This is a genomic window from Rhizobium sp. P2_G9, assembly GCF_056403475.1.
In genome coordinates this window covers 37,728-63,623 of sequence record NZ_JBFUFK010000044.1, presented here as the reverse complement: position 1 = coordinate 63,623, position 25,896 = coordinate 37,728, and the positions used below count along the sequence as shown (strand labels likewise).

Annotated in this window: 27 protein-coding genes; 11 read left to right on the top strand and 16 right to left on the bottom strand. The window is 60.2% G+C overall.

Annotated elements, in window-relative coordinates; genetic code table 11:
- Window positions 1–4: 4 nt before the first annotated feature.
- From AC1DYF_RS30390 to tolA, 3 genes are all read right to left on the bottom strand, one after another.
- A complete protein-coding gene (locus AC1DYF_RS30390; protein ID WP_477881319.1) occupies window positions 5–1,186 on the bottom strand; it encodes an acyl-CoA dehydrogenase family protein in 1,182 nt (393 codons plus the stop codon).
- The gene (locus AC1DYF_RS30385; RefSeq protein WP_477881317.1) at window positions 1,186–1,437 is read right to left on the bottom strand and encodes an acyl carrier protein; all 252 of its coding nucleotides are present in this window, start codon (window positions 1,435–1,437) and stop codon (window positions 1,186–1,188) included. The genes AC1DYF_RS30390 and AC1DYF_RS30385 overlap by 1 nt, the downstream gene beginning before the upstream one ends.
- A 191-nt stretch (window positions 1,438–1,628) precedes the next feature.
- Window positions 1,629–2,795 carry a cell envelope integrity protein TolA gene (gene tolA / locus AC1DYF_RS30380; RefSeq protein ID WP_477881315.1) on the bottom strand — a complete coding sequence of 389 codons (1,167 nt, stop codon included), beginning with the start codon at window positions 2,793–2,795 and terminating at the stop codon, window positions 1,629–1,631.
- 54 nt (window positions 2,796–2,849) lie between these two features.
- On the opposite strand from tolA, the gene AC1DYF_RS30375 reads away from it, so the two are divergent.
- From AC1DYF_RS30375 to AC1DYF_RS30350, 6 genes are all read left to right on the top strand, one after another.
- Window positions 2,850–3,056 (top strand): hypothetical protein, encoded by a 207-nt coding sequence (locus tag AC1DYF_RS30375; protein WP_477881313.1) that lies wholly within the window; start codon window positions 2,850–2,852, stop codon window positions 3,054–3,056.
- 25 nt (window positions 3,057–3,081) lie between these two features.
- Window positions 3,082–3,309 (top strand): hemin uptake protein HemP, encoded by a 228-nt coding sequence (gene hemP, locus AC1DYF_RS30370; protein ID WP_477881312.1) that lies wholly within the window; start codon window positions 3,082–3,084, stop codon window positions 3,307–3,309.
- A 31-nt stretch (window positions 3,310–3,340) separates the two neighbouring features.
- On the top strand, window positions 3,341–4,396 hold the full coding sequence (locus AC1DYF_RS30365) for a hemin-degrading factor (RefSeq protein ID WP_477881310.1): 1,056 nt from the start codon (window positions 3,341–3,343) through the stop codon (window positions 4,394–4,396).
- 9 nt (window positions 4,397–4,405) lie between these two features.
- On the top strand, window positions 4,406–5,290 hold the full coding sequence (locus tag AC1DYF_RS30360) for a heme/hemin ABC transporter substrate-binding protein (protein WP_477881309.1): 885 nt from the start codon (window positions 4,406–4,408) through the stop codon (window positions 5,288–5,290).
- A gap of 64 nt (window positions 5,291–5,354) precedes the next feature.
- The gene (locus AC1DYF_RS30355; RefSeq protein ID WP_477881345.1) at window positions 5,355–6,401 is read left to right on the top strand and encodes a FecCD family ABC transporter permease; all 1,047 of its coding nucleotides are present in this window, start codon (window positions 5,355–5,357) and stop codon (window positions 6,399–6,401) included.
- Window positions 6,402–6,408: 7 nt separating this feature from the next.
- Window positions 6,409–7,197 (top strand): heme ABC transporter ATP-binding protein, encoded by a 789-nt coding sequence (locus AC1DYF_RS30350; RefSeq protein ID WP_477881307.1) that lies wholly within the window; start codon window positions 6,409–6,411, stop codon window positions 7,195–7,197.
- A 62-nt stretch (window positions 7,198–7,259) separates the two neighbouring features.
- Here AC1DYF_RS30350 and AC1DYF_RS30345 read toward each other — a convergent pair whose 3' ends face one another.
- The 10 genes from AC1DYF_RS30345 to AC1DYF_RS30300 form a co-directional block, all read right to left on the bottom strand.
- Window positions 7,260–8,159, bottom strand: a complete 900-nt coding sequence (locus AC1DYF_RS30345) for a calcium-binding protein (RefSeq protein WP_477881306.1) — start codon at window positions 8,157–8,159, stop codon at window positions 7,260–7,262.
- Between the two features lie 135 nt (window positions 8,160–8,294).
- On the bottom strand, window positions 8,295–8,867 hold the full coding sequence (locus AC1DYF_RS30340; protein WP_477881305.1) for a hypothetical protein: 573 nt from the start codon (window positions 8,865–8,867) through the stop codon (window positions 8,295–8,297).
- A 109-nt stretch (window positions 8,868–8,976) separates the two neighbouring features.
- The gene (locus tag AC1DYF_RS30335) at window positions 8,977–9,555 is read right to left on the bottom strand and encodes a sugar transferase (protein ID WP_477881344.1); all 579 of its coding nucleotides are present in this window, start codon (window positions 9,553–9,555) and stop codon (window positions 8,977–8,979) included.
- Between the two features lie 581 nt (window positions 9,556–10,136).
- A complete protein-coding gene (locus AC1DYF_RS30330) occupies window positions 10,137–10,973 on the bottom strand; it encodes a DUF937 domain-containing protein (RefSeq protein WP_477881303.1) in 837 nt (278 codons plus the stop codon).
- Window positions 10,974–11,073: 100 nt separating this feature from the next.
- Entirely contained in the window at window positions 11,074–12,447 is a 1,374-nt protein-coding gene (locus AC1DYF_RS30325) for a glutamate--cysteine ligase (protein ID WP_477881301.1), read from the bottom strand.
- 118 nt (window positions 12,448–12,565) lie between these two features.
- Complete coding sequence (locus AC1DYF_RS30320; RefSeq protein ID WP_477881300.1) at window positions 12,566–13,303, bottom strand: 16S rRNA (uracil(1498)-N(3))-methyltransferase; 738 nt, start codon at window positions 13,301–13,303, stop codon at window positions 12,566–12,568.
- Window positions 13,304–13,313: 10 nt separating this feature from the next.
- Window positions 13,314–14,846 carry an inorganic phosphate transporter gene (locus tag AC1DYF_RS30315; RefSeq protein WP_477881298.1) on the bottom strand — a complete coding sequence of 511 codons (1,533 nt, stop codon included), beginning with the start codon at window positions 14,844–14,846 and terminating at the stop codon, window positions 13,314–13,316.
- A gap of 1 nt (window position 14,847) precedes the next feature.
- Entirely contained in the window at window positions 14,848–15,330 is a 483-nt protein-coding gene (locus AC1DYF_RS30310; RefSeq protein ID WP_477881297.1) for an NUDIX hydrolase, read from the bottom strand.
- Window positions 15,331–15,644: 314 nt separating this feature from the next.
- Entirely contained in the window at window positions 15,645–15,899 is a 255-nt protein-coding gene (locus AC1DYF_RS30305; protein WP_477881295.1) for a ribbon-helix-helix domain-containing protein, read from the bottom strand.
- A gap of 12 nt (window positions 15,900–15,911) precedes the next feature.
- Window positions 15,912–16,310 carry a DUF930 domain-containing protein gene (locus AC1DYF_RS30300; protein WP_477881293.1) on the bottom strand — a complete coding sequence of 133 codons (399 nt, stop codon included), beginning with the start codon at window positions 16,308–16,310 and terminating at the stop codon, window positions 15,912–15,914.
- Window positions 16,311–16,454: 144 nt separating this feature from the next.
- On the opposite strand from AC1DYF_RS30300, the gene AC1DYF_RS30295 reads away from it, so the two are divergent.
- On the top strand, window positions 16,455–17,099 hold the full coding sequence (locus tag AC1DYF_RS30295; RefSeq protein WP_477881292.1) for a hypothetical protein: 645 nt from the start codon (window positions 16,455–16,457) through the stop codon (window positions 17,097–17,099).
- 34 nt (window positions 17,100–17,133) lie between these two features.
- Here the strand turns inward: AC1DYF_RS30295 and AC1DYF_RS30290 are convergent, their stop codons facing one another.
- Both AC1DYF_RS30290 and AC1DYF_RS30285 read right to left on the bottom strand, forming a co-directional pair.
- Window positions 17,134–18,270 (bottom strand): alpha-hydroxy acid oxidase, encoded by a 1,137-nt coding sequence (locus AC1DYF_RS30290; protein ID WP_477881343.1) that lies wholly within the window; start codon window positions 18,268–18,270, stop codon window positions 17,134–17,136.
- Between the two features lie 158 nt (window positions 18,271–18,428).
- The gene (locus AC1DYF_RS30285) at window positions 18,429–19,250 is read right to left on the bottom strand and encodes a FadR/GntR family transcriptional regulator (protein WP_477881341.1); all 822 of its coding nucleotides are present in this window, start codon (window positions 19,248–19,250) and stop codon (window positions 18,429–18,431) included.
- Window positions 19,251–19,488: 238 nt separating this feature from the next.
- Here AC1DYF_RS30285 and AC1DYF_RS30280 point away from each other — a divergent pair, with 238 nt between their 5' ends.
- The 3 genes from AC1DYF_RS30280 to AC1DYF_RS30270 all read left to right on the top strand — a co-directional run bounded on the left by AC1DYF_RS30280 (window position 19,489) and on the right by AC1DYF_RS30270 (window position 23,371).
- The gene (locus AC1DYF_RS30280; RefSeq protein WP_477881291.1) at window positions 19,489–20,757 is read left to right on the top strand and encodes a DUF3422 family protein; all 1,269 of its coding nucleotides are present in this window, start codon (window positions 19,489–19,491) and stop codon (window positions 20,755–20,757) included.
- Window positions 20,744–21,820 (top strand): hypothetical protein, encoded by a 1,077-nt coding sequence (locus AC1DYF_RS30275; protein ID WP_477881290.1) that lies wholly within the window; start codon window positions 20,744–20,746, stop codon window positions 21,818–21,820. The genes AC1DYF_RS30280 and AC1DYF_RS30275 overlap by 14 nt, the downstream gene beginning before the upstream one ends.
- 123 nt (window positions 21,821–21,943) lie before the next feature.
- Complete coding sequence (locus tag AC1DYF_RS30270) at window positions 21,944–23,371, top strand: DUF6880 family protein (protein ID WP_477881289.1); 1,428 nt, start codon at window positions 21,944–21,946, stop codon at window positions 23,369–23,371.
- A gap of 4 nt (window positions 23,372–23,375) precedes the next feature.
- On the opposite strand, the gene AC1DYF_RS30265 is transcribed toward AC1DYF_RS30270, so the two are convergent.
- Window positions 23,376–24,272: a LysR family transcriptional regulator gene (locus AC1DYF_RS30265; RefSeq protein WP_477881287.1), complete on the bottom strand. Its 897-nt coding sequence runs from the start codon at window positions 24,270–24,272 to the stop codon at window positions 23,376–23,378.
- A 142-nt stretch (window positions 24,273–24,414) separates the two neighbouring features.
- On the opposite strand from AC1DYF_RS30265, the gene AC1DYF_RS30260 reads away from it, so the two are divergent.
- The gene (locus tag AC1DYF_RS30260; RefSeq protein WP_477881285.1) at window positions 24,415–25,851 is read left to right on the top strand and encodes an FAD-binding oxidoreductase; all 1,437 of its coding nucleotides are present in this window, start codon (window positions 24,415–24,417) and stop codon (window positions 25,849–25,851) included.
- The last annotated feature ends 45 nt before the right edge of the window (window positions 25,852–25,896 follow it).

Genomic DNA, 25,896 nt, shown 5'->3' with positions numbered 1-25,896 from the left:
GTAATTACCCCAATAAGCTGGTGTCCTGGCGGTGGATCAGGAGCATGCTGGACGTATTGCCGAGGATTCGGTCGTTGGAAATCATCAGCTGGGCGGAATGGGCGTCACGCAGGTGACGACCGAGGCTGAACGGCGTGCCGTTCTTGTATCCCATGATGCCGACGATCAGCATGGCATGGTTGATAATGGTGAGGATCGTTTCCGATGAAGCGATCTTGACGTTGTTCATCGCCACGGCGAAGGCGACGGAAGAGAGCTTTTCTTCATCCTGCTTGGCGTCCTGATAGGCCTTGATCGCGGCCACGACGTTGGACTTCATCATCTGCAGCAGGTTGGAGACTTCCGCGAGGCGAATGGCGCCCGGCGGGATGACGCCCGGCGTCTTCTTGGCGGCGGCGCGGACGAAGGCCTGGGCGCGATGTACGGCATCGACGGCAATCCCGTACCAGACGCCGCTCCAAAGGATATGGCTGTTGGCGAGCATCGACTGCGCCGCGATCTCCGCGAACGGTTTCGGGAAGATCTGGACGGCCGGCGCCTCGCCGGTGAACAAAAAACCCTCGGAACAGGTGCCGCGCATGCCGAGCGTGTCCCATTCCTGTGTCTTGACCAGCGAATACTGATCCCTGAGGAAGACGGTCATCACCTGGTCGGTCGACGCTGCGTCCTTATGGGCGCGGGATGTGATCAGGATCGCATCGGCGCGGGCGCCATAGGAGATCACAGTCGCGTCCTTGGTCAGCCGGCAGGTGTCGCCTTCGACCTCGATGGCGCAGATCGAATTGCGCAAATTGCCGCCGATGCCGCCTTCGGTCGTGGCCGAGCCGAGCAGCAACTGTTCGGACACGACGCGGCGCATGAAGTCGCGGTGCCAGGCGCTCTGCATGCCGTGCTCGACCAGGCTCGAAAGCTTGATGTGATGCATGGCAAAGATCATCGCGCTGGACGCGCAGGCCTGGCCGATGATCGAGCACAATTCGGCGATCTCGCCGGTGGACGCGCCTTCACCGCCCAATTCGGCAGGGATCTGGATCGACAGCAGCCGTTCGGCTTTCAACGCGTTGACAGCGTCTTCGGGAAAGGCGCCAGTTTTGTCGACGCTGTCGGCACAGGCCTTGGCGACGGCGGCGACGCGCTGGGCTCGCTCATTCAGGCTGCCCACCGCCAGGTTGACGGGAATGTTCATCAGGCGACCTTTCTATCCTGGAGGATGGACGCGACGCTGCGTGCGATAGCTTCAATGCTCTGGAAGGATTTGCGGTTCAGCAGGCTGTCCGGGAATTCGATATCGAAATTCTCTTCCAGCGCGAGCATCACCTGTACGGAGGCAAAGGAGGAAAGGCCTGCTGCATAAAGGTCGGCGCTGTCGGCGAGGTCGTCGACATTGACCGGCAGGCCTGCATGCTTCTTCAAAAGAGTGCGAATGGTATCGTTCATCCCCATATTCCCTTCTTGTCGGCTTTTCGTTTCCGGCCGTTATTCCGGATTGGCACAGACAATAGAGAAAAGGGTATAAGAATAAGCTAAATCAATAGGTTAATGAATAAGTATAGTTTTCTATCGAATTTGCCCGGACATTGAAGCTCTCTGTTAACCCTGTGGCTGGCCTAAAATAAATAAAGCGAATATCAGCCGCCCCTGAATGTCATGGGAACGGTCATTTTCCAACTTTTCCGGCCAGCTTCCGCCGGTATGGGCGGGAAGGGCGATGCCGCGCGCACGATCTTCAACGCTATTGCATCGACAGCCGGCTTGCCCGAGCTCCTAGTCACCGATAGTCCCGAAATGGAACCATCCGACAGAACCGTGAATGTCACCCACAATTTCCCGTTGGCAGGCGAGGGCATACGCCCCTTGGCGCGTGATAGCTTTCTGCTAACCAGACCTCGATAATTTGTCTCGGCCGCATTGCCGGTCTCGGGCTTTTTGGACGCACCCTTGGAACTGGTCGATGCGGGACCCTTGTCCTTCGCCTCGGCATCGCCTTTGTGGCGTTCATTTTGCTGTTCGCCACGATTGCCATGGTTTTCCTGGCGGTTTTGCCGCTCCGTCGGCTTTTTCTTCAGTTCTTTCTTTTCTGGCTCCGGCTTCTCTTTTTCGTCCTTCTTCTTCTCAGCGGGTTTGGGCTCCTCCTTCAACTGCGTCTCCACACGCTTTTCCTCGGCCGGCTTTTCTTCTTGCCTCTCAGTCGTTTTCTGTTCGACAGGCTGCACCAGGTGCTGTTCGACGATTGGCTCGACTTTCTTTTCAACCGGCCTTTGCTTCTCGTCCGGTCGCTTCTCTATCGGCTTCGGCTCGACCGGTTTTTCGATGATCGGGTCCGGTTTCTGTTCCGCCGGTTCGTCGGGCGAAACAGCTTCCGTCTCTGTCTTACTGTCCTCGGTCAGGATGTTTGGCAGGGTGGGTAGCGCGCCAACTTTTTTAACCGGCTTCACCGGGTCGGCCGACTTGGCATCCGTCACCGGTTTCTCGATCGGCTTGGTCGCAGCCTCCGCGGGCTTTTTGGGCCTCGCAACATCCTCTTCCGCTCCCGCAATGTGGGCTTCGACGTCGCCCTGCGTCACAAGCGCCACGGACATCATACCTTCTTCCTGGGGAGGGTCTTCCGGCACCGTGAGCGTCGCAATGCCGACCGCGACAGCCAAGGCACCGTGCAGGAAGACAGAAAGCGCGAAACCCGCGCGCATGAGCCTGCGCCGCAAGCTGCCATTCATCTCAGGCGCTTCCGTCTGGATTGCGGGTATGTCAGTGTTATCTGGTTCGCTGACATCAGGCGCGCCGGGAAAGGCGCCCATTCCGGTCTCTGAGCCAAGATAGGGTGAGATCCCGTCGTCCCTGGCGAAAGCACAATGCGGCACTTCGGCGAAATGATGCGCGATCACGGCGCGCGCGGCGTCATTGGAATTGGCCGGCCTGAACCGCAATTCCGTCAGGCTGACGAGCTTGCCGGCGGTTTTCGTCATCATGCCTCGTCGCATGCTTGTCGCAAGTTTATGCCTGCAAGCGCATGCCGAAAATTTAAAGTTGACTTTTTAACACTGGTATTGCGTCAATAAGAAAATATGAGTAACGAAGTCAACTATGAAAACGGGTTTTGGACAATTCAGCGGTGCGGCTAAAGTGATGGACGTGGGCAAGGACGACGATGAAGCAACGGTTGAGCCCAATGCCGCCCCGTCGACTGAAAAGCTGCCGCAATACGATACGGAGACACTCTTTGCCGGACGCCGCGAGATCGTCATTCACCATGCGGGCGCAGCCTATCGGATGAAGATCACCCGGCAGGGCAAGCTTATTCTCAACAAATGATCTGGCACACGACGAAAGACAGGACGAGACGATGACCGAGACCAAAGCTCCGACCCCGGCGGATATCCGCGCCTATCGCGCCGACAATCCGAAGCTGCGCGAGCGTGACATCGCCGCCAATCTGGGCATTTCCGAAGCGGCACTCGTTGCCGCCGAATGCGGCATTTCCGTCAGCCGCATCGACGCCGACCCCAATCGCTTGCTCGAGCGTGCGCCCGAGCTCGGCGAAGTCATGGCGCTCAGCCGCAACGAAAGCGCCGTGCACGAGAAGATTGGTGTCTACGAGAATATTCAGATCGGCGAGATGACCTCACTGACGCTCGGCGAGAACATCGATCTCAGGGTGTTCAACCGCGTCTGGGCACATGCCTTCGCCGTCACCAAGACGGATGGCGAGACTGTCCGCCGCAGCCTGCAATATTTCGATAAATCGGGAGAGGCGATCCACAAGGTGCATCTGCGCCCGGCGTCCAATCTCGAAGCCTATGACAGAATAGTCGCTGATTTCCGGCTCGAGGATCAGAGCCAGGATTTTGCCGGCGAGAGTTTCAATCCGGCAGCTTCCGGCCGTACCGAAGGCTTCGATGTCGCCGAGCTGCGCGACGCCTGGAGCAGGATGACCGACACGCATGAATTCTTCGGCATGCTGAAGAAGCTCGACATCGACCGCCAGGCGGCAGTGCGTTCCGTCGGCGACGACTTCGCCTGGAAACTCTCCTCCGGCAGCATGGAAGCGCTGTTCAAGCGCTCGGTCGAGACCCAGATGAACCTCATGTGCTTCGTCGCCAACCGGGGCATCGTGCAGATCCATACCGGCCCGATCCACGCAGTGCAGCCGATGGGTCCCTGGCTCAACATCATGGACCCGACCTTCCATCTGCATCTGCGCGTCGACCACATCGCCGAGACCTGGGCGGTGCGCAAGCCGACCAAGGACGGCCATGTCACGTCGCTCGAAGCCTATGGCCGCGATGGCGAAATGATCATTCAGTTTTTCGGCAAGCGCAAGGAAGGCAATGTCGAAATGCCGGCATGGCGCACGCTGGTCGAGGGTCTGCCGACTGCCGAGAACGCCGAAGCCGCCTGAGGAAAGACGATGCGCCACATTTTTGATATCAGCCACCGCGCCTTGCTTGCGCTGGCGGTAGTCTCGACTATCGGCTTCTCCCCAGCCAGGGCCGATGAAGCGAAGGTGCTCGACATCTCCCGCCTCGTCACTATTGGCGGCGCCGTCACCGAGATTGTCTACGACCTCGGCCTGGGCGACAAGGTGATCGCGCGCGACACGACCAGCAACTATCCGGCCGCAGTCAATAAGCTGTCGGATATCGGCTATATGCGCGCGTTGTCGCCGGAAGGCGTGCTGTCGGTCGATCCATCGGCGATTCTGATGATCGACGGTTCCGGGCCGCAGACGGCCATCGACGTGCTGACCAGGGCGGATGTGCCTGTCACCACCATTCCAGAAGGCTATGATCGCGATGCGATCCTCGCCAAGATCAAGGCGGTGGGCAAGGCGTTGAATGTCGAAGCCAAGGCCGATGAACTTGCTGCCAAGGTCGGCGCGGATGTCGACGAGGCCGTCAAGGCAAGCGCCAAGATCCCGCAGGACAAGCGCAAGCGCGTCCTCTTCGTCCTCACCATCAGCAACGGCAAGATCATGGCAGCGGGTGATCACACAGCCGCCGCCGGCATCCTCAAGCTGGCCGGCGCCATCAATGTCGCGGCAAGTTTCCAGGGCTACAAGCCGTTGAACGACGAGGCAGTCATCGACGCCAGGCCGGATATCATCCTGATGATGGATCAAGGCGGTCCGACAATGTCCACCAATGCGGAGGTTCTGGCCAATCCGGCGATCGCGCTCACACCGGCCGGCAGGAACAAGGCGCTGATCCGCATGAACAGCATGACACTGCTTGGTTTCGGTCCGCGCACGGCAGCGGCGATCCGCGACCTGTCCCGCTTACTCTACGGCGGCTGACATGGCTTTGGGAATGCAGGCCGGCGACCAGGCTTTGACCCGCCCCGATCGATCACCAGCCAGGATGCTGTGGTCACGGACGGGCTATCATATCGGCCTGCTTCTGCTCGGCTTGCTTGCCCTGGTTCTGCTGGTCGTTTCGGTGATGACGGGCGCGAGCACTGCCTCTGCACTCAACGTGCTGCGTTCCTATATCTCGGCGCCTGACGATCCTGCCATGCTGCTGCGCGACAAGGTGGTGATTATCGATATCCGCCTGCCGCGCGCGGTGCTCGGCTTTCTGACAGGCGCAGCTCTCGCGGTCTCCGGTGCGGTGATGCAGGGCCTGTTCCGCAATCCGCTCGCCGATCCCGGCGTCGTCGGCGTTTCGGCCGGCGCCAGCCTCGGCGCCGTGTTCTGGATCGTTTTCGGCCATACCCTGTTGGCGCCTTTCACCGCTCTGCTCGGCATCTTCTCATTGCCGACCGCCGCTTTTCTCAGCGGGCTCATGGTGACGTTCGCGCTCTATAAACTCGCCTCGCGCGATGGCGAGACGCAGGTCGGCACGTTGCTGATCGCCGGCATTGCAGTCGCCGCTCTGGCCATGGCGCTGACCGGCCTGCTCATCTACATGGCCGACGACAAGCAGTTGCGCGACATCACCTTCTGGAGCCTCGGCTCGCTCGCCGGCTCGACCTGGGAGAAGGCGGCGATCGCCGGGCTCGTTGTTCTTCCGTGCCTCGCGGTCGTGCCATTCCTGAGCCGCGGGCTCAATGCCTTTACACTGGGCGAGGCGGCGGCCTTCCATATGGGCGTGCCGATCGAGACGTTCAAGCGCGTGGCGATCGTCATGGTCGCGGCGGCCACCGGCGTCTCCGTCGCTTTTTCCGGGGGTATCGTCTTCGTCGGCATCATCGTACCGCATTTGATCCGGTTGGCTGCCGGGCCGGATCACCGCTTCCTGTTGCCCGCCTCGGTGCTGCTCGGCGGCAGCCTGCTGCTTGCCGCCGATATGGTGACGCGTGTCATCGTTGCCCCGGCAGAATTGCCGATCGGCATCCTGACGGCGCTGATCGGCTCGCCCTTCTTTCTGTGGATTCTGTTTCGCGGCCGCGCCGGCAGGATCATGTGAGGCGGCAATGATCAGGTTCGACAAGGTCTCCATCGCGCTTTCCGGCCGCGTGGTCGTCTCGGATCTCTCCTTCGAGGCGCGGCCCGGGCAATTGACTGCCATCATCGGCCCCAACGGTTCCGGCAAGACGACCACGTTGCGGGCGCTCGCAGGCGAGCGCGACTTTTCAGGCGCGATCGAATTCTCCGGCCGCGACCTTCGCTCGATGTCATCAGTCGAACTGGCGCTCGAACGCGGCGTGCTACAGCAGTCGATCAGCCTCGGCTTCCCCTTTAGCGTCCGCGAAATTCTCGAAATGGGCATCATCGCCGGCGAGGTGCATTCACGCGCGGGAGCCGCGCAGGTCATGGCGGCGGCTTTGAAGGCGGTCGACCTCGCGGGTTTTGAAAATCGCGTGGCAACGGCGCTTTCGGGCGGCGAGCAGGCGCGCATGCATATGGCGCGCGTGCTTTGCCAGATCTCTTCGCCGGTCCGCGAGGGCCGTACGCGCTGGCTCTATCTCGACGAGCCGGTGGCGAGCCTGGACGTCAAGCACCAACTGGCGATCATGCGGCTGGCGAAGGATTTCACCCGCGCCGGCGGCGGCGTTATCGCGGTCATGCATGATCTCAACCTCACGGCCATGTTTGCGGACCATGTCGTCATGCTCAAGACGGGGTGTTTACATGCGAGCGGCGCGCCGGCGGACGTCTTTACCGCGGAGAAGCTGAGTGCGGTCTACGATTGCCCGCTCGCCGTCGAGCGCGATGCCGCCACCGGCCTGATCCGCATCCACCCCCTCGATCTCGCAGCCTGAGCAACAAAAAACCCGCGGACTCGCGCCCGCGGGTTTTGCTCTTCTCGTTGGGTAACGAATCATCAGAGCAGCTGAAAGTCTACCTTATTGAGATCGGCGATGTGGACATCGTCAAGTGTCAGCTTGCCGCCGTCATAGGAAATCAATAGGCCAGTGTCGGTATCCTTGGCATGCGCGATGACGTCGGCATAATTGTCGAACAGGTTTTTGCCGAATTCGATAACATCCGTGCCATGTTTGCCGGCTTCGAAATCGGTGATCGTGTCCTTGCCGTCGCCCTTGGCGAAAACGAACGTATCGGCGCCTTCGCCGCCGGTCAGCTTGTCGTTTCCGGCACCGCCCTGAATCAGGTCGTCGCCTTTACCGCCGTCGAGCACATCATTGCCGGCACCGCTCTTGAGCCTGTCGTCATGATCATAGCCTGTGAACACATCCTTGCCGGTCGATCCCTTGAAAACGATCGCGTCGCTTTGCAGCAGGGCGTAGAAGCTGTCGAGGCCGTTGGTATCGACTTTCAGGATATCGCCCAGTACGTCGCCATCCTGCGATGTCGTCTCATAGTTCTTGAAGCCGGAGATCGTGATGTCAGCGCTGTTGCTATAGTCGGTCTCGCTGCTGCTCACCGATGTGACGGAGGTGTCGGTGCCGAAGACGATGGATTTGAGATTTCCGTAGATCACATGCTCGGCGCCATCATGCTCGTAGGGGCCGCTATAGGCGAAACCATTCTTGTCGCCATTGAAAATCACGCTTGTGCCGCCGCCATCCTCGTTATCGATGGTGACATAGGCGCTGGCATGCAGTGGATCGTCCTGCGAGGCATAGTCGCCGGTCACTTTGCCGCTGAAATCACCCATGCCGGTGGCGTCGGAATAGGTCTTTTCGAATGCCTTGAAATAGGCGGCGATATCGATGCCCTTGTCGTCCTTGTTGGCGTCGCTGACGGTGATTGTGATCGCCATGGAAAGTCCTCTCGTCTAAAACTTGACTAGAAAAGTCAGTATTAAACATGAGAAAAAGTGTCAAGAAATAAACGGCGACACAGCGCGAAAAAGTAAACGAAATCAGCGGCTTTTAAGAACCATTCCAGATTGGGCTCAGCAATGATCGAAATCAGCAAGACAGGCTGGGTTGCGCCAGAGGCCGGCTTTATTGGTACGCGCGAGCGCCTCGACGCTTTCGAGCGTGCTGTCGCCGTCCGCGCGGCCGAAGCCGGCGGCAATGATCTCCCTGGCGACGTCCTTCGAGCGTGACTGGCACCGCTTGAGCACGGTTTCGGATGTTGATGGGGCGACCTCGCAAAGCAATCGCGTGCTGCGGACGAGATTGCCGAGCAGGATGCCGGCCAGCCGACCGCAGGACCAGCGCCCCGCTTCGACGTCCCTGCACATCCGGCTCATAGTGACGGGATGTATGCCGGCAATCCTGTAAACCTTGGCGCCGATGGAGAAGCTAGCGCTGTCGATCAGCCTGATGCGGTCAGGGACGCTGAGCCAGATACGGGTGTCGATCGGCTGCTGGTTGGCGGGTAGGCGTTGATAGGTCTGCTTGGACCTGTCGACCTTGACCGGATGCCCTGTCCACAGCACGTCATCACCGGCATCGGCTGAAACTGTTCCGATGAAAGACACGATGGCGGCGAGCGCGATCGCCGCCGATATCCGAATCATGCGGCTCCTACGCGGAAAGCCGGCAACGAAAAAGCCGGAAGGAGATATCCTTCCGGCCGCAATCGATGAGAGCCTGCCGAGGCTCGAAAAGCAGTATGCGTCCCTTGACTTAAAAGCCGGTGCCGCCACGAATCTCATTGATGACCGTGCGGACCAGGATCTTGAGATCGGTCAGAACCGAGAAACTACGGATATATTCGAGGTCGCAGGCGATACGGCCGCGCGCAGCGTCTTCACGATCCGTCGGGCCACGGAAACCGCTGACCTGGGCGAGGCCGGTCAGACCCGGGCGGACGAGATGGCGCAGGTGATATTCGCCGACCAGATCCTCATAAAGCCTGCCCGCGGCGAGCATGCCCGGTACATGGCAGCGGGGACCGATCAGCGACATGTCACCCATCAGGATGTTGATCAGCTGCGGCAGCTCGTCGAGATTGGTCTTGCGCAGGAAGGCGCCGATACGCGTCACGCGCGGATCGTTTTCGGTCGTCTGTGCGACACCCGAAACGTCGCACATATCCGTCCGCATCGAGCGGAACTTGTAAATGCGGATCAGCTTGCCGCCCTTGCCCCAGCGGATCTGGCTGAAGAAGACAGGACCGCGGTTTTCGTAAACGATCATCGCAGCGATGGCGACGAAGAACGGCATCAGGGCGACCAATGCCAGGCCGGAAATGAAAATATCCATCGCCCGCTTGACGCCGAATTGCAGTGGTCGGTCAAGTGCGGCGTGAATCCAGCTTTCATCCTTGTGGACGGAAACGTCACGTGTGACGAACGGAATCACATTTTCATGAACACGGGAATTGAGCGCAACTGTAGTGCTTGCCGTTCCAGGATACATAATTGATTGCCTGAATTTGATTATTTTTTGAGCGGACTTTGGATATTCGATAGACCAATCCCGGCTAAATGTCATCACCCATTAACGCATCCTTAGCCATCGCAGTCTTCGTTGCATTGGGGCAACGCATGCTATTCACGCTAACAAACGTTCCAAATTAAGGCAATGTTCCCGCAAAAAACGTGATTTCCGTGCGACGGATGCGCCGCGCTGCATAATTCGTGGGCATGGGAGATCATTGGCATATCCAAAAATGCATGCCAGCATTGCGTTATTTGCAAAGCTAAAAATCCACTTGTTCTGAAATTAACTATGAATTTTAACTAATCGGTCGCCCTTTGCTCCCAGTCGTAAAGAATATAGCGTAAAATATACTGCGCTTGCGAAGATAAAACCCGGTGCCGTCGTCTTCGCCTGGAGCGGCCTCATTTCCCGTTGCTACCCGCTTTCAGGCCGGCGAGGTAGGTATCGAAGATGCCGTCCATGCTCTTCTGATAACTCTTCTGCACTTCGATGCCGCTGTCGAACATCTGATTGAAGAAGCTTGTCAGTGCCGCGCCATCCGGCGACGGGGTTTCCGCCGGCTTGGGGGCGGCTGGTTTCGCCATGGCTTCAAAGGCCTGCAGGAAGGGATTGGCCGCGAATGGATTGGAAGCGGCGCTGGGCTTGGCGGTGTCGGCCTTCGGCACGAACATCGCCTGGAAGGCCTGGGTGAATGGGTTGTCGAACACGTTCTGCGGCTGAGCCTTGGGTTTTTCGGCCATGCCCGTCGCCTGCATCCATTGTTCGAAGAAATTCGGCGCTTTGCCGCCCGTCAGCGCGTCGCCGGCCGCCTGGAATTGCTCGGCCATTTGCCTGAAAAAGCCGCCGACGATGGCATTGGCGATGGCCGGCATCATCTGCTTGTAGATATCCTGGTTGATGCCGGACATCTGTGCTGCCTGGGCGGCGACAGCGCGTGAAACCTCCTTGGAGCCGAAGATTTGCGCAAGGATGGTGTTGCCATCGGCAACCCCCTGGGGCGAGAAAGCCTGGCCCATGTCCTCGAAATATTTGAGATAATTGCCCGAAGCGACCGCCGTCATCAGCGATGAAAAATCGTAAGGGTTGGTCGCGGTGCGCTTGAGCCCCGTCGAGAAGGCCGGCATCAGCGCTGCCATTGCCTCCGTCATCTGCTCTTGCGCCAGGCCGAACTGTTTTGCCATCGCCTCGATCGCGTCGCCATTCTGCGCATGCGTCATCATGTCGAAGAGGGGGAGCATGGCAATCCTTTCAGGCGGCGGCAATTCTCTCCACTATATCGCGATCCGGCAATTATCAAACAGGAATCTCATGGTTTTACGCCGGTTTCGCGCCTGCCGATCAGTACTGGTAATCCTCGAACACCATGTCGATATTCTGCTGCCAGCGGCCGTTCCACAGCGCCAGCATGTCGTCGGCGAGCGTCGCCTTGTTGGCCAGCATTTCGTCGAGCGGTGCGAGAAAGATGCTTTCATCCTGGCCGGAGGAGTTGATCTGAGCGCGGCCCTTAAGCCCGCGGCGGGAGATGGCGACAACCTCCTTTGCCAGATCGAGCAGCCCGCGACCACGAAATTCAGCCTCGAGCGCCTGGGCCGGCACGGCGTCGCGCAACGCCACGACCTCCTGGTAAGTCCAGTCCTTAGTGAGTTCGAAAGCCTCGTCGAGCGCGGCGTCGTCATAGAGCAGGCCGACCCAGAAGGCCGGCAACGCACAGATCCGCCGCCACGGGCCGCCGTCGGCGCCACGCATTTCGAGGAAGCGTTTCAGGCGAACATCGGGGAAGAGGGTGGAGAGATGGTTGGTCCAATCGCCCATATTCGGCTGCCAGTCGGCGATCTCGCCCTTGAGCGCGCCGGCCATGAACTGCCGGAAGGTGACATGCGTACAGTCGTGATAGGCGCCGTCGCGGACGACGAAATACATCGGCACATCGAGCGCCCACTCGACATAGTCGCGATAGCCGAAATCGGCCGAATAGGCGAAGGGCATGGCGCCTGAGCGCTGATTGTCGGTGTCGCGCCAGATATTGCCGCGCCACGACTTCAGGCCATTCGGCTTGCCCTCGGTGAAGGGGGAACTGGCGAAGAGCGCGGTGGCGAGCGGCTGCAGCTTCAGGCCGACCTGCATCTTGCGGCGCATGTCGATCTCGGACGAGAAGTCGAGATTCACCTGGATCGTACAGGTGCGGTACATCATGTCGAGGCCCTGCGTGCCGACCTTCGGCATGTAGCGCGACATGATGCCGTAGCGCGATTTCGGCATGCGCGGCGTCTCGGCAAAGGTCCATTTCGGGCTGCCGCCCATGCCGAGGAAGGCGATGCCGAGCGGCTCGCCGATCTCGCGCATCATCGAGAGGTGATGGCCGGTCTCCTTGCAGGTTTCATGCAGGGTGAGGAGCGGCGCCCCCGACAGCTCGAACTGGCCGCCCGGCTCCAGCGAAATCGCGCCCATGCCGTCGGGTCCGACGAGGCCGATAATGTTGCCGGCATCGATGATCGGCTCCCAGCCGGATTTTTCCTTGAGCGTGTCGAGCAGCGTCTTGATGCTGGCATCGCCGAAATAGGGAACCGCCCCCTTGTCCTTGGAGAGGAAGACGAATTTCTCGTGCTCGGTGCCGATGCGAAAGGCAGATTTCGGCTTTTCACCGCCGGCAATATGCGCTGCCAGTTCGTCGATCGAAGAGACAAGAGTGTCGTCGGTGGTGTCGCGCGCCATGTCATTTTCTTCTATAAAGGGAAGGGTTTGCCGGGCCGCAAACCGCCGGGAGAGTGCTTGAACCGTCTCTATATGTTTTGCAAGTGAAAAGGATTCAAGCTCTGCTCAAAATTCCTGATCACGCCCAGTCGCCGATGGTGGCCTGGATCAGCGCCAAAGCCGCAACGGCGGCGGTATCGGCGCGCAATATCCGTGGTCCGAGCGGGATCGGCGTGACGAAGTCGAGCCTGCGCAAAAGCGTCTGTTCTTCCTCGGAAAAGCCGCCTTCGGGTCCGATCAGCAGCGCGTGCTTCTTCTCTCTGATCGCTTGGAGCGCGTGAAGCGGATTGTTGGTCTCCGCGCCCTCGTCGCAATAGATGATGCGGCGCTCGCGCGGCCATCCTTCCAGGAGATCGACGAGCCTGACCGTCTCCCGGACCTCGGGAATGGCGAGGATGCCGCATTGCTCCGCCGCCTCGACCGCATTGGCCCTCAGCCGCTCGATCGAGGTGATCTTGCCCTGCACATGCTGGGTCATGACCGGCTGGATGACTCCCGCGCCCATCTCGACCGATTTCTGGATGAGATAATCGAGCCGGCCGACCTTGAGCGGCGCGAAGAGATAGTGGAGATCGGATGGCGCCGGCTGCGGCCGGGTCAATTCGACTGGGACCAGGGCGATCTTCTTCTTCGAGGGAAAAGCCAGGCGTGCCCGCCATTCGCCGTCGCGGCCGTTGAAGACCAGAAGCTCGGCGCCATCAGTCATCCTCAGCACATTGGCAAGATAGTTATATTGGTCGTCCGTTGTCGGCACGGCATGCGCGTTGGCAAGAGCGTGGTCGACGAACAGCCGCTGCATGCGGAAATTGGCGCGCATCCGAGAATCCTCAGCCCGGCAGGTGGATTGTCACCAAAGCCAGCAGCGCTGCCAGTAGACCGGAAATGGGCACTGTGACAAGCCAGGCACCCAGGATCGACAGAAGATAGGAGCGCCGCACCAGATAGCGATAGCGGTGCTCCTGTCCCGGACCATGCACCGGAATGGGCGTCGCGGTCAGCAGTGAGGCGGCCTTTGCGTCACCCGCGGCGGCTTTGAATTCGATGTATGCCCGCCGGCGATTGGAACGGGCGGTGTACCATTCGCGGAACAGGCCGACGCCGAACACAGAGCCGACGGCGATATGCGTGGTGCTGACAGGCAGTCCCAGCGCTGAGGCGATGATGACGGTGATCGCCGTCGCCATCGCCACGCAATAGGCGCGCGTCGGATTGAGCCTGGTGATCTGGCTGCCGACGATGCGGATCAGGCGCGGCCCGAACAGCAACAGGCCGGTAGAAATGCCGAGCGCGCCAACCATCGTCACCCAGAAAGGCGCATCGAGATTGCGCGCAACGCTCTGTATGCCGCTCGCATCGACAATCGCCGCAAGCGGACCGATCGCATTGGCGACGTCATTGCTGCCATGGGCGAAGGAGAGGAGCCCGGCGGACAGGATCAGCGGCAGCCGGAAAACGGCTTTCATCGAAACGTTGCCGTCCTCCGTCTCTTGCGAATGCTTCATCACGGCGTCGCGGAACCAGAAATGGCTTGCAACACCGATGAAGACCCCGATCAGCAGCGCCTGCCAGACATGGAAATCGGCAACGCCGTGCGTGGTGATCACCATGAGGTAGGCGAGGAAGGATCCCGTCATCAGCGACAGCAGAAACGGTACCCATTTGCGCGCCGCAGCGACCTTGTCTTCCTGATAGGTGATCCGCTCCATGATGAACCACAGGAGGCCGACGGCAATGATCGCGCCGAAGATCGGAGAAATGATCCAACTGATCAGGATCCCGAGAAGCTTTTCCCAGTGCACGGCGTTGAAGCCAGCCACCGCGGTGGCCGCGCCCATGATGGCGCCGATGATCGAATGGGTGGTCGAGACGGGAGCGTTGGTCCAGGTGGCAAGATTGATCCAGAGCGCAGCTGCCAGGAGCGCGGCCAGCATGATATCGACCATCTGGTCCGGGGTCGGCAGGAGAAGCGGACTGACAATGTCCGACTTGATGGTGGCCACGACATTGCCGCCGGCGATCACGGCACCTGCGATCTCTGCGAAAGCGGCAAGCAGCAGCGCACCCGACATGCTGATGGCGCGCGCGCCGACCGCTGCTCCAACATTGTTGGTGACGTCATTGGCGCCGATATTCATCGCCATATAGCCGGCGAGCACCGCTGCGGCGACGATCACCACCGACTCCGTGCCGGCGGAGACGAAGACCGCGACGAACACCGCCGCTGCAATGAGGAAGATCAGGGCAAGGCCGGGTGCCGCCGCGCGGCCAAGCACGAACTGGGTCGCCTGTTCGATCATGCCGAACTTTTCGAGGTCCTTGTCGAGCGTCTGCTTTTCCAGCGGCGAGCGGGAATCGGCCATCTCAAAGGGCAGTGGGGCCGAGGCGCTCGGCGAAACGGCGGATGAGGCGCTTGAGCTGCGGCTCCCGCACGCGGCGCGCGGCAACGTCAGGCGCCACCCATTCGACCCGGCGCTGACCTTTTTCCTTGAAGCGGTCGACGGTGCCCGTCACCTTGAGCGCATGTACATGCACCTCGCAAGGCACGGCGAAATCGTCGCTGATCGCTTTCTCATACTGGTAGATACCAATCGAGATGCTTTCGACATCGCCGACGACGCCGGCTTCCTCGAACGCTTCCTGTTTGGCGACTTCATGGCCAGGCTTGCTGCCCATCGGCCAACCCTTGGGAATCACCCAACGGCCCGTGCCGCGGCTGGTCAAAAGCAGGATTTCCGGTTCTTTCTGGTCTTTTTCCAGCCGGTAACACAAGGCCGCAAACTGAAACCGGCGCGGCCGCCGGACGAGTAGCTGCACGGATTCCGTGATGCCAGAAAGAATGCTCAACTCAGTCTATGCTCCAAACTCCGAATCAAACTGAAATTATCGTTCCCGATTGTAACAGATAGATTGCATCATCTTGGCGAAATTGTTTCGTGTTCGTTAATTCTGTGGATAGATCACCATTTTTTCCCTCAATCCAAGAGGCCGATTGATCAGTCGGCGCCGGATCATTGTTCAACCTGCATTGACTGGGCCGATTTCAAATGCCGGTCGTTGGCGAGAAATGGGTCGCATCCGCAATGGATTGCTTTGAAATAACGGATGGCATCTGCGAGTTTCAGCCTGAGACACTCTCGTTCAACAAAGCGTGTCGTCCCTCAGTCATCGCCGCGCAACCATCGAATTTCTGCGTCAACTTCTTCGGTCGTCCGCCGTTTTGAAAGCGCAACACCCGCGCCCGCATAGCGCATGAGTTTGTCCGGCATATTGGAGGGATGGTTCTCCAGATAATGTTCGAGCGCGTTCCGGATCACCCACGAGCGGGAACGTCGAGCGGCGTGAGCAACTTGGTCGAGCTTTTCGACCAAGTCTTTGGGCAAGCGGGAGATCACCATGCTTGAAACGCGTGCCATTGTTTCACTCCCTCAGTCATAGAGAAAATATTTATCCCAGTTCGCCTTGGCGACCTTGCCGCCGATTTCATAATCGAGCTTGCGGACATGCACATGATGCGGCCCTGTCTCGCACTGATAGGAAAGGTGATACCACTCACCCCGGCTGCGGAACACCGCGCCCGGTGCCATCAACGAGTTCGGTCCATAGGTCGGATCGCGGAAAGTGTACGCGATCACCTTGTCGGGCCGGTATTGCCGGTCATCGCTCTTGATTCGGACCATCGCCTCGGTGTCACAGGCCTGTTCGAGACGGGTATTCGGATCGAGCTTCAACAGCTGTTCGCGGATCTTGGGATCAACGGCATGAGCCGCCGACGGCAGCAAAGACAGGCAAACGAGCACGGCTGCGGCATTCACTGATTTCGACATTTCCTCTTCCTCGTTGAAATTTGTGATCTCACCTGGAAAGCGCCGAGGATTTACCCCCGATGACGGGCAGGGGCAACCCGGGAGGGGGCCGAAATAATTGTCGCAGCCGGCACGTCACTGTGACGAGACAGGATCGACAATGCCATGCCGGATGCAGAAGACGGGAACGACAAGGCTGCTTTGCGGACACGGCCACCCTTTTTCCGCTGGGCTCTGATCGTGCTCTGGTTGCTGGCGATCTTCGCCGTCGTCTTCGTCAGCGATGTCGATGACGACGTCCTGTTCGCCATGATCGTCATGGTCATGCCAGCACTGCTTCTGACGATTTTCCTGGTGGCCATACCGATATGGGTTCTAATCCGGCTGCTGATCGCGCTCTACCGGCGGCGCTGGCGCGCGGCAGGCGCTTGCCTGGGTGTTTTTGTGCTGGGCTTCGCCATCGGCAATGCCGGGCAGTTTGCCGGCGATCAATGGCTGATCCGTGTCAGGGGCGCCGGCCTGGAACAGGCGATCGCAGACGCCAAGGCGGGGCGGACGCCACCGGAGCGCTTCATGGCCACCCCGGCTGCGGCCTATCTCGAGACGGACTCATCCTTCGAGATGGTGCACGGCATCGCCTACGATACAACCAGCCAGCTCGCCGAAATGCTGGCTTTGCCGATCGAGGACCGGCCGAAGGAATGGCTCGACCGGATGCCGCAGGCCTTTTCCTGCTGGGGCGCGGCACGGCCGCTGGGCGGCAATTACTACTGGACCAATCTCGACCGTTATGAGTGCAGCCGGGATTAGCCTTTCGACAAAGCCCGGCCGCGTGAGAAGCCCGCTACGGCGCCAGGATGCTGCTATCGATCTGCTTGATGTCCCGCTTGCCGCAGAGCGCCATGGTGACGTCCATTTCGCGTTCGAGAATTTCGAGCACGCGCGTGACGCCTGCCTTGCCGCCGGCACCGAGGCCCCAGAGGAAAGCGCGGCCGACGAACGTGCCCTTGGCGCCGAGCGCGATCGCTTTCAGCACATCCTGGCCGGAGCGGATGCCGCCGTCGACATGCACTTCGATCCTGTCGCCCACCGCCTCGACGATCTTGGGCAGCATCGAGATCGACGAGCGCGCGCCATCCAACTGCCGGCCGCCATGGTTGGAGACGATGATCGCATCCGCGCCGGTATCCGCCGCCGCCCGCGCGTCCTCCTCGTCGAGAATGCCCTTGAGAATCAGCGGGCCGCCCCATTTCTCCTTGATCCACTCGACATCCTTCCACGAAAGCCGCGGATCGAATTGTTCCGCCGTCCAGACAGACAGCGACGACAGGTCGGAGACGTTTTTTGCGTGCCCGGCAATGTTGCGGAAAGTGCGTCGCTGGGTTTGCAGCATTTCCATGCACCAGAACGGCCGGGTTGCCATCTGCCAGATATGGTTCGGCGTGAATTTCGGCGGCGTCGACAGGCCGTTGCGGATGTCCTTGTGGCGCTGGCCGAGAATCTGCAGATCGAGTGTCAGCACCAGCGCCGAGCATTTCGCCGCCTTGGCGCGGTTGATCAGGTTCTCGACGAATTCGCGGTCGCGCATCACATAGAGCTGGAACCAGAACGGCTTCTTCGTCACCGAGGCCACATCCTCGATCGAACAGACGCTCATGGTCGACAGCGTGAAGGGAACGCCGAATTCCTCGGCCGCCATCGCAGCCAGCATTTCGCCATCGGCATGCTGCATGCCGGTGAGGCCCGTCGGGGCGAGGGCGACCGGCATCTTCACCTTGTGGCCGACCATGGTGGTTTCGAGCGTCCGCCCGGCCATGTCGACCAGCACCCGCTGGCGCAGCTTGATCTTGTCGTAATCCTCCGAATTGGCCCGATAGGTGCTCTCGGTCCAGGCGCCGCTATCGGCATAGTCGAAGAACATCTTTGGTACGCGACGGCGGGCTTTTTCCTTCATTTCGGCAATGGTGAGGACCGATTTCATGCTTTCTTTCCTGACAAGTTCGTATTTCATTGTTTCGCCAACAGGCACCCTCGCCGGCAAAGTCTGGGCACTGGCTGGCACGACGGCGCGGCTATTGAGGATTTCGGGCTCACGCACGGCACTCTCCGTCTTGACGGCATCGACTTCGCTGTTCTGCGTCATGTCCGTTTTCCTTTTGCGCTACGCTCCTCCGGTGCGGGAGCGGGTTTGCCGGTCTCCCGCTGGATCTTCCTGAGATTGGCGATCTGCTGCCGCTCCAGCGCCAGTGCCGCTTCGGCTGCAGACGCCGCTACATAGTCGATATGCTGCTCGGCGGCGGTACGTGCCGCGGCGGGATCGGAAGCCAGGATCGCAGCGACGATCGCCTCATGCTGGGCAAGCAGCTTTTCCCGCGCCTCCGGCAATTCGAAAATCAGCCGCCGATGATGAAAAATACCTTCGCTCAGAAGCTTGTAGCAGGCGCGCAGCGTGTGCATCAGGATGATGTTGTGCGCTGCCTCACCCACGGCATTGTGCAATTCGACATCGGCATCCAGTTCGACGCCGAAATCCTCGTCCGCATAGGCCGTCTTCATCCGCGCAATGATGGTGGTGAGCCGCTCGTGATCGGCCGGCGTCGCACGCCTTGCCGCAAGCGCGGAGGCATGCCCTTCCAGTTCGCGCCGATATTCGAGATAGTCGCGCGTTGCCCGCTCATGCCGCGAGACGAGCTCGGCCACCGGCTTGGAAAACACCTGGCCGATCAGGTCGGCGACATAGGTGCCGCCGCCATGCCGACTGACGATCAACTGGCGGTTTTCGAGCTCTTTCAGTGCATCGCGCAGCACTGGCCGCGAAATGTCGAGCTGCTCCGCCAGCTCGCGCTCGCTCGGCAATCGGTCGCCGCTGGAGAGCACGCCGTCCAGCAGCAGCAGCTCGATTTGCCGCACGGCTTCGTYGGCAGTGCGTGCATGATCGATCTGGGTAAAGAGTCGGTCCATTGTCATGAATGGTCTCTATACCATCGTTTGGAAAAGTGGTCAAATTTTTTGTCCACTTTTACTACGCGAAAAATCTATCTTGGCAGATCCGGCCCTGCCGGCTGAAATTGGCGATGGAAACCAGTGTACAGCACGCCAGTCTTACGGATTTTTCCGTTGATCATGCGGCAATGTGGCCTATTTGATTTTCATCCAGGCTTCGTGAACAATGCAGTCGGGGAAAATTCAGGGGGAATTTATGGGCAACGGCGCCTTTTCGTTTCCGCAGGCACCGGACCGGGCAAGAGCGCTCGGAGAAATACATTCGCGGCCTTATGTGCTCGTACAGTCGCCGCGCGTCATCTTCCAGCTTGCCTTCATGCTCGATGGTGGTTCGGGTGTCGATCATGCGGTCATGGCGGACCTGTCGCGCCAGCGTGGCGTGACACCGCCGGGCCGTGACGCGCGCCATCACGCCATGCAATGGGGTCCCGGCACGCTACGCTGGGAACAGCATACGGAATTCTCGACCTGGTTCTGGGATGGGCCGGTCTCGGAAAAATTCGGCGGTGAGGTCACGACCCATCCGTTCGGTGATGGTTTTCGCCCGCCGGGGTCGCTGATTTCAGGTATCCGCCTGGAAATCCGCCCCGAAGGTCCGGAAGCCGAGGCGGCGATTGCCAGTTTCGACCCGACCAGCCTTTGCCACTCCAGCGTCAAGGATGGCCAGGCCCTGATCTATACCGACTTCCGCCAGAATGGCGACGGCCTGACGCCGATCCTGGTCATCGATCGGGGGCTGAGCCATGCCGGCACTGGCCCACTGGTGCAGCGCCTGCTCGACATCGAGACCTATCGCACGCTCGCCATGCTCGGCCTGCCGCTGGCACAGACGCTGTCGCCGGAGATCCGCCGCATCGAGGATGGATTGACGGCGGTCACCCAGCAGATGAAATCCAATCCGCGCGAAGACGCCGATGAGCGATTGGAGGACATGACGCGCCTCTCCGCCGATCTCGAGGCCAATGCGGCGCTGTCGCTCTATCGCTTCGGCGCCTCGCGCGCCTATTATGGCATCGTCCAGGAACGCGTCCGGACACTCGCCGAAACCTCCATCCCCGGCTTCGAGGCGCTCGGCTTCTTCCTCGAACGGCGGTTGGCGCCCGCCATGCGCACCTGTCAGTCGGTCGAGGAGCGCCAGGCCAACCTGTCGCGCAAATTGACCCGCGCCAACAGCCTGGTGCGCAGCTGGATCGACGTCGAGCTCGAACGCCAGAACGGCGACCTGCTTGCCGGCATGAACCGCCGCGCCGAACTTCAGCTTCGCCTGCAGCAGACGGTCGAAGGCCTGTCGGTGGCGGCGATTTCCTACTATGTCGTCGGTCTGTTCGGTTATCTGATCAAGGCGGTCGCCCATGACATCATGCCGGTCGATCCCGCGGTAGCGACCGGTCTGTTCGTACCGGTCGCCGTTGTCCTTGTATGGTTGACCGTCAGGCGAATCCGTCAGAGACATGGGGAGCATTGAAGGAATCGCCACCAGGGAGCTGGATACCGTGTCGGACGAAAGCGAAATTGTAGACGATCTGAGGCTCTACGAGATTGCCAGTGAATTTCTCCTGCAAGCCATGAACACGATCCCACCCAAGAAGGTGGATGACATGCTCAAGGATTGGGCCAAGGGACACCTGCTGGAAGAGCCCGACGAAGATCAGGTCGAGCTGATGGCGTCGCTCGCTCTCGACGCCTGCCTTTTCACGCCGTCGCTGAGTGGTTCGACGCCAATGAGTCGGTTCCTCGCCAGCGTCAAAACGGATGATCCTCTATCCCGGCAGGCGCTCAAGGCTTTGTCGCGGTCCGAAATACGGCAGGTTCGCATCCACAACCGCATCGAACCCGATCTCATCATCCTCGAGGACATGATTTCCAACGATCGCCTCACGCTTGTCGATAGCGAGTTTGTCGAGCAGAGCGAAGGGTTCGATGTATTGATGCGGCTTTGCCGGCTCGACAGTGGGCGTTACATCCTGATCAGTTTTCCTTTCGCGCTGACCGGGGAGTCATTCGCAATCATCGAGGGCTTTTATCGTCCGGGCAAAGGCATCATCAATCCCTACCGCTGTGCCTGCGCCGTCTACAAACATGCGATCCGCGAAGGCGTGACCCCAATTCCGCAACGCGAACTGACGGACGACGAGCTCGATGAAGCTATGGCTGCCCAGGTCACGGAAGTCTCTGCCGCTCTCGATGAAGAATGGCAGGCGGCGAAAAACGATCCCGAGAAATACGCGGAATTCATTGATGAGTTGCATCTGATCTGCGATGCAGAGGGGATCCTCTCCTATCTGCATATTTACAGCTTGGCGTTCGGCGGCCACTTGCCCGCATCGCCGGACAACGCGCGCGAAATCTGCACGCTGATGATTGAAGAGCTCGCACGGCTGCAACGCGACGGCGATGTGGCGGCGGAGGAAGACATAGAAGAGCTGAGGCGAACGATTGCCGAAGGCATTGAAAAGGGCAGGTTGGTGAAAGAGTGCCAGGCCCTTTTCGACAGCGTCCTGGCTGCCAAAGCCGGAAAACTGCCATAGACGCCTTCTTCGCCGATCGAGGAATTTCCGATCCGGCGTTTTCTTGCCCTGGGGACGGTTGACCCCTGGCAGACTTCGGACGAAGCATGCCACTGGGTGATTCCGTAAACCCTGGATGGATCGATGGCCAAGCAGACAAAGGCAAGACTGGACCGCAAGGGGCTGTCCGATCTTGGTCTTGAGAAGCTCGTCGAGATTTTGCTCGACGAGGTGACGATCAACAAACAGCTCAAGTCGAGACTATTGTCGGCACTGGCCGGCATGTCGGGCGCGGACGGAGTGGCGCGGTTGATCGACGTGCGGCTCGACACGCTGGAGAAGGCCAGATCCCGCCTGTCATCGGCGAAGGGCAGGGAACTTGCCGTTGAATTGCAGGGCCTCGCCCGCAACATCGTCTCCGAACTCGCTGTGCTGGACGCCGGCATGGCCGCGGACCGGCTGCTGCGTTTCATGGAGGTGGCTTGCTTGATCCACGCGCGCCTTCGCGAGGACAGCGTTCGCCTGCAAAAGGTCTTCGACGAGGCAGGCGCATTGGCAGTCGATCTGGTCGCCAGGCTCGGCCCGGAACAGCAGGTGCAGGTTGTTGCGCGGCTCGAGCGCCTTCGCAAGGCCGATGGTTATCGGCTCTTTGTCGCTCCCTTGATGGACATTGCACAGAGGTTGCATCCGGAGGGCACCGATGCATGGAAAGCGCTTCTGCTGGACATTGCGAAAAAGCCGCTGACCAAGAAGGACGATTGGACGCCGAACACGGCGGTCGATTTCCTCCAGCAATTGGCGCTGTCGGCCAACGACATCGACGCTTATATCACCTACGAGGCATATAAGCCCGAAACACGCCGAGATAGTCTCCGCGTGGCGGAAGTGCTTTATGACGCCAAGCGTTACGCCGAGGCGCTCGATTGGGTGCGCCGCAAGGACAAAGGCGTGCGGCTCATCTCCGTGGGCGGCATGGTCGGAGCCGTCGTCGGCGGTGCACCGGATCGCGAACGGCGCCGTCTGGAGGCGGATATCCTCGATGGTTTGAAGCGTCGCAGTGAGGCACAGGTCATCCGCTGGCAGGAATTCGAACGGAGCTTGAGCCCGATCGCCTTGCGGGCCTATATCGCCAAGCTTGATGACTTCGCCGAATTCGAAGAACTCGACAAGGCTTTCGATTTGGTGCGCAACAGCACGGACATCTATCCGGCACTGGCGTTTTTCACCAGCTGGCCGAAGCTAGACCTGGCCGCCAGCCACGTGATGCAACATGCCAGCAAGTGGCAGGGCAGGTCTTATACTATTCTGGCAGATGCAGCGGACGCTTTGTCCGCAGACCATCCGGTCGCGGCGACGCTGCTCTATCGCGTTCTCCTCAAGGATATTCTCGACCGCAGTGCCAGTGCGGCCTATACGCATGCCGCGACTTATCTCGCAGCTATGTATGCCATGAAGGATCGGTTGCCGGCCGAATTACCCTTTGTCGCTCACGACAGTCTCATGGACGAGGTCAGGCGGAAGCACAGATATAAATACGCGTTCTGGGAACACGTCCCTGACGAAATGAAATAGGCTTTCACCTGTCCCAATAAGGCTCCGGTCCGTAAAGCCCAGCAAGAAAATCGATGAAGGCTCTTACCTTGGCCGGCAGGAACTGGCGGGACGGGTAGACCGCATAGAGCCCGACATTGGCCGATCCATGCCAGTCCGGCAGCACGCGCACGAGCCGGCCGGCTCTGAGCTCCGGGCCGATGTCCCAGGTGGAGCGCAGCGCGATGCCGAGGCCGGCGAGCACCGTTTCGCGCACGACCTCGCTGGAATTGCTGGCTAGCGGTCCCTCTGGTCTCAGCGAGACCTCGTCATCCGGCCCGGCAAGATGCCAAGGGGCGTTGTTGTGGGCGGGGATGCAGATATGCCGGTCAAGATCGGCGATGGTCACCGGCATGCCGTGCCGCGCGACATAATCCGGTGCTGCGCAGAGGACGCGGTGAACGGGTGCGAGCTTGCGCGCCACAAGGCTCGAATCATCGAGTTCGGCAATGCGGATCGCCAGATCGAAGCCTTCCGCGACGATATCCTGGAATTCATCGGTCAGGATGAGCTGCAGTTTGAGTTCCGGATAGAGATCGAAGAAGGCCTTGAGATGCGGTGCAATGTGCATGCGGCCGAAGGAGGTCGGCGCGGAGATCCTCAGCCGCCCCCTGACTTCGCCCGATCGCCCTGAGACGAAGGCCTCCGCTTCCTCCAACCCTGCCAGTGCCGTCACCACGCGTTCGTGGAAACCCTCGCCGGCCTCCGTCAGCGACAGCTGCCGCGTGGTTCGCTGGAAAAGACGGGTGCCCAGCCGCTCCTCCAGTCGCTTGATGCGCTTGGAAATGATCGCCGGCTGCAGCCCAAGTTCACGGCCCGCCGAGGACATCGAGCCGCTCGCCACCACGCGTGCAAAAATTTCGAGATCGGCCAGATTCGTCATGATGTGCCCTTGCCCATGAAGGCAAGGATAGAGCAAATTTGTTCCAGTTTGGACAAGAGTGTTTACAATGATCCCGGTGACAAAGACGTTGACGCCATGGTCGCGATGGGAACATTGATGCGCCGGCATCGGGAGGCATGACATGGGACAATCACTGGCGTTTTTGCCGCCCGACGGCAAAATCCTCTCGCGTCGCGATACGATCATCGGCGACCTGCGCGAGCTTGTCGGCCCCGAAGGCATCGTTTCCGAAGCCCGTGAACTCGTCCCGTTCGAGACCGACGGCTTCATCGCCTGCCGGAACCTGCCGCTCGCCGTTGCTCTGCCGCGGACGACGGCGGAAGTGTCAGCACTGCTGAAATATTGCGCCCGCTATGGCATTCCGGTCGTGCCGCGTGGCGCCGGCACATCTTTATCGGGCGGTGCGATACCGCAAGAGGACGCGCTGGTGATTGCGCTCACCCGCATGAACCGCATTCTCGACGTGGATTTCGCCAATCGCGCCGCTGTCGTGCAGGCCGGCGTCACCAATCTGTCGATCTCCGAAGCCGTCATGGCCGACGGCTTCTTCTACGCCCCCGATCCGAGCTCGCAGCTTGCCTGCACGATCGGCGGCAATATCGGCATGAATTCCGGCGGCGCCCACTGCCTCAAATATGGCGTCACCACCAACAACCTGCTCGGCGTCAGGCTGGTCCTCTTCGACGGCACGGTCGTCGAACTAGGCGGCAAGCATCTCGATGCAGGCGGGCTCGACCTGCTTGGCGTCGTCTGCGGTTCCGAAGGACAGCTCGGCATCGTCACCGAGGCGACGGTACGCCTGATCGCCAGGCCGGAAGGCGCCCGCCCGGTTTTGTTTGGTTTCCCGACCGCCGAGCAGGCAAGCGCCTGCGTCTCCGACGTCATCGGCGCCGGCGTCATCCCCGTGGCGATCGAATTCATGGACAAGCCGGCGATCGATATCTGCGAGGCCTTTGCCCATGCCGGCTATCCGATGGATGTCGAAGCGCTGCTGATCGTCGAGGTCGAGGGTTCGGAAAGCGAGATGGACATGATGCTGAAGCGCATCATCGACATCGCCCGCAAACATGCGGTCAAGACCGTCAAAGAGAGCCAGTCGGCGATGGAGGCGGCGCTAATCTGGAAAGGCCGCAAATCCGCCTTCGGCGCCACCGGCCGCATCGCCGACTATATCTGCATGGACGGCACCGTGCCGCTCTCCGAACTCACCAATGTGCTGAAAGGCACCTATGAGATCTGCGAGCGTTACGGCCTGCGCGTCGCCAATGTCTTCCACGCCGGCGACGGCAACATGCACCCGCTGATCCTCTACAACATCAACGATGCCGAGGAGCGCACCAAGGCCGAAGCCGCCGGCAACGACATCCTGAAACTCTGCGTCGACCATGGCGGCTGCCTGACCGGCGAGCACGGTGTCGGGATCGAGAAGCGGGATTTGATGCGGCATCAGTATAAGGAGGCGGATCTGGCGCAGCAGATGCGGTTGAGATCGGCTTTTGATCCGAAATGGATACTCAATCCGTCAAAAGTGTTTCCGCTGGAGGGGCGTGTGAGTTGATGTCGAATTCCGCAGTTCACCCCCCTCTGCCCTGCCGGGCATCTC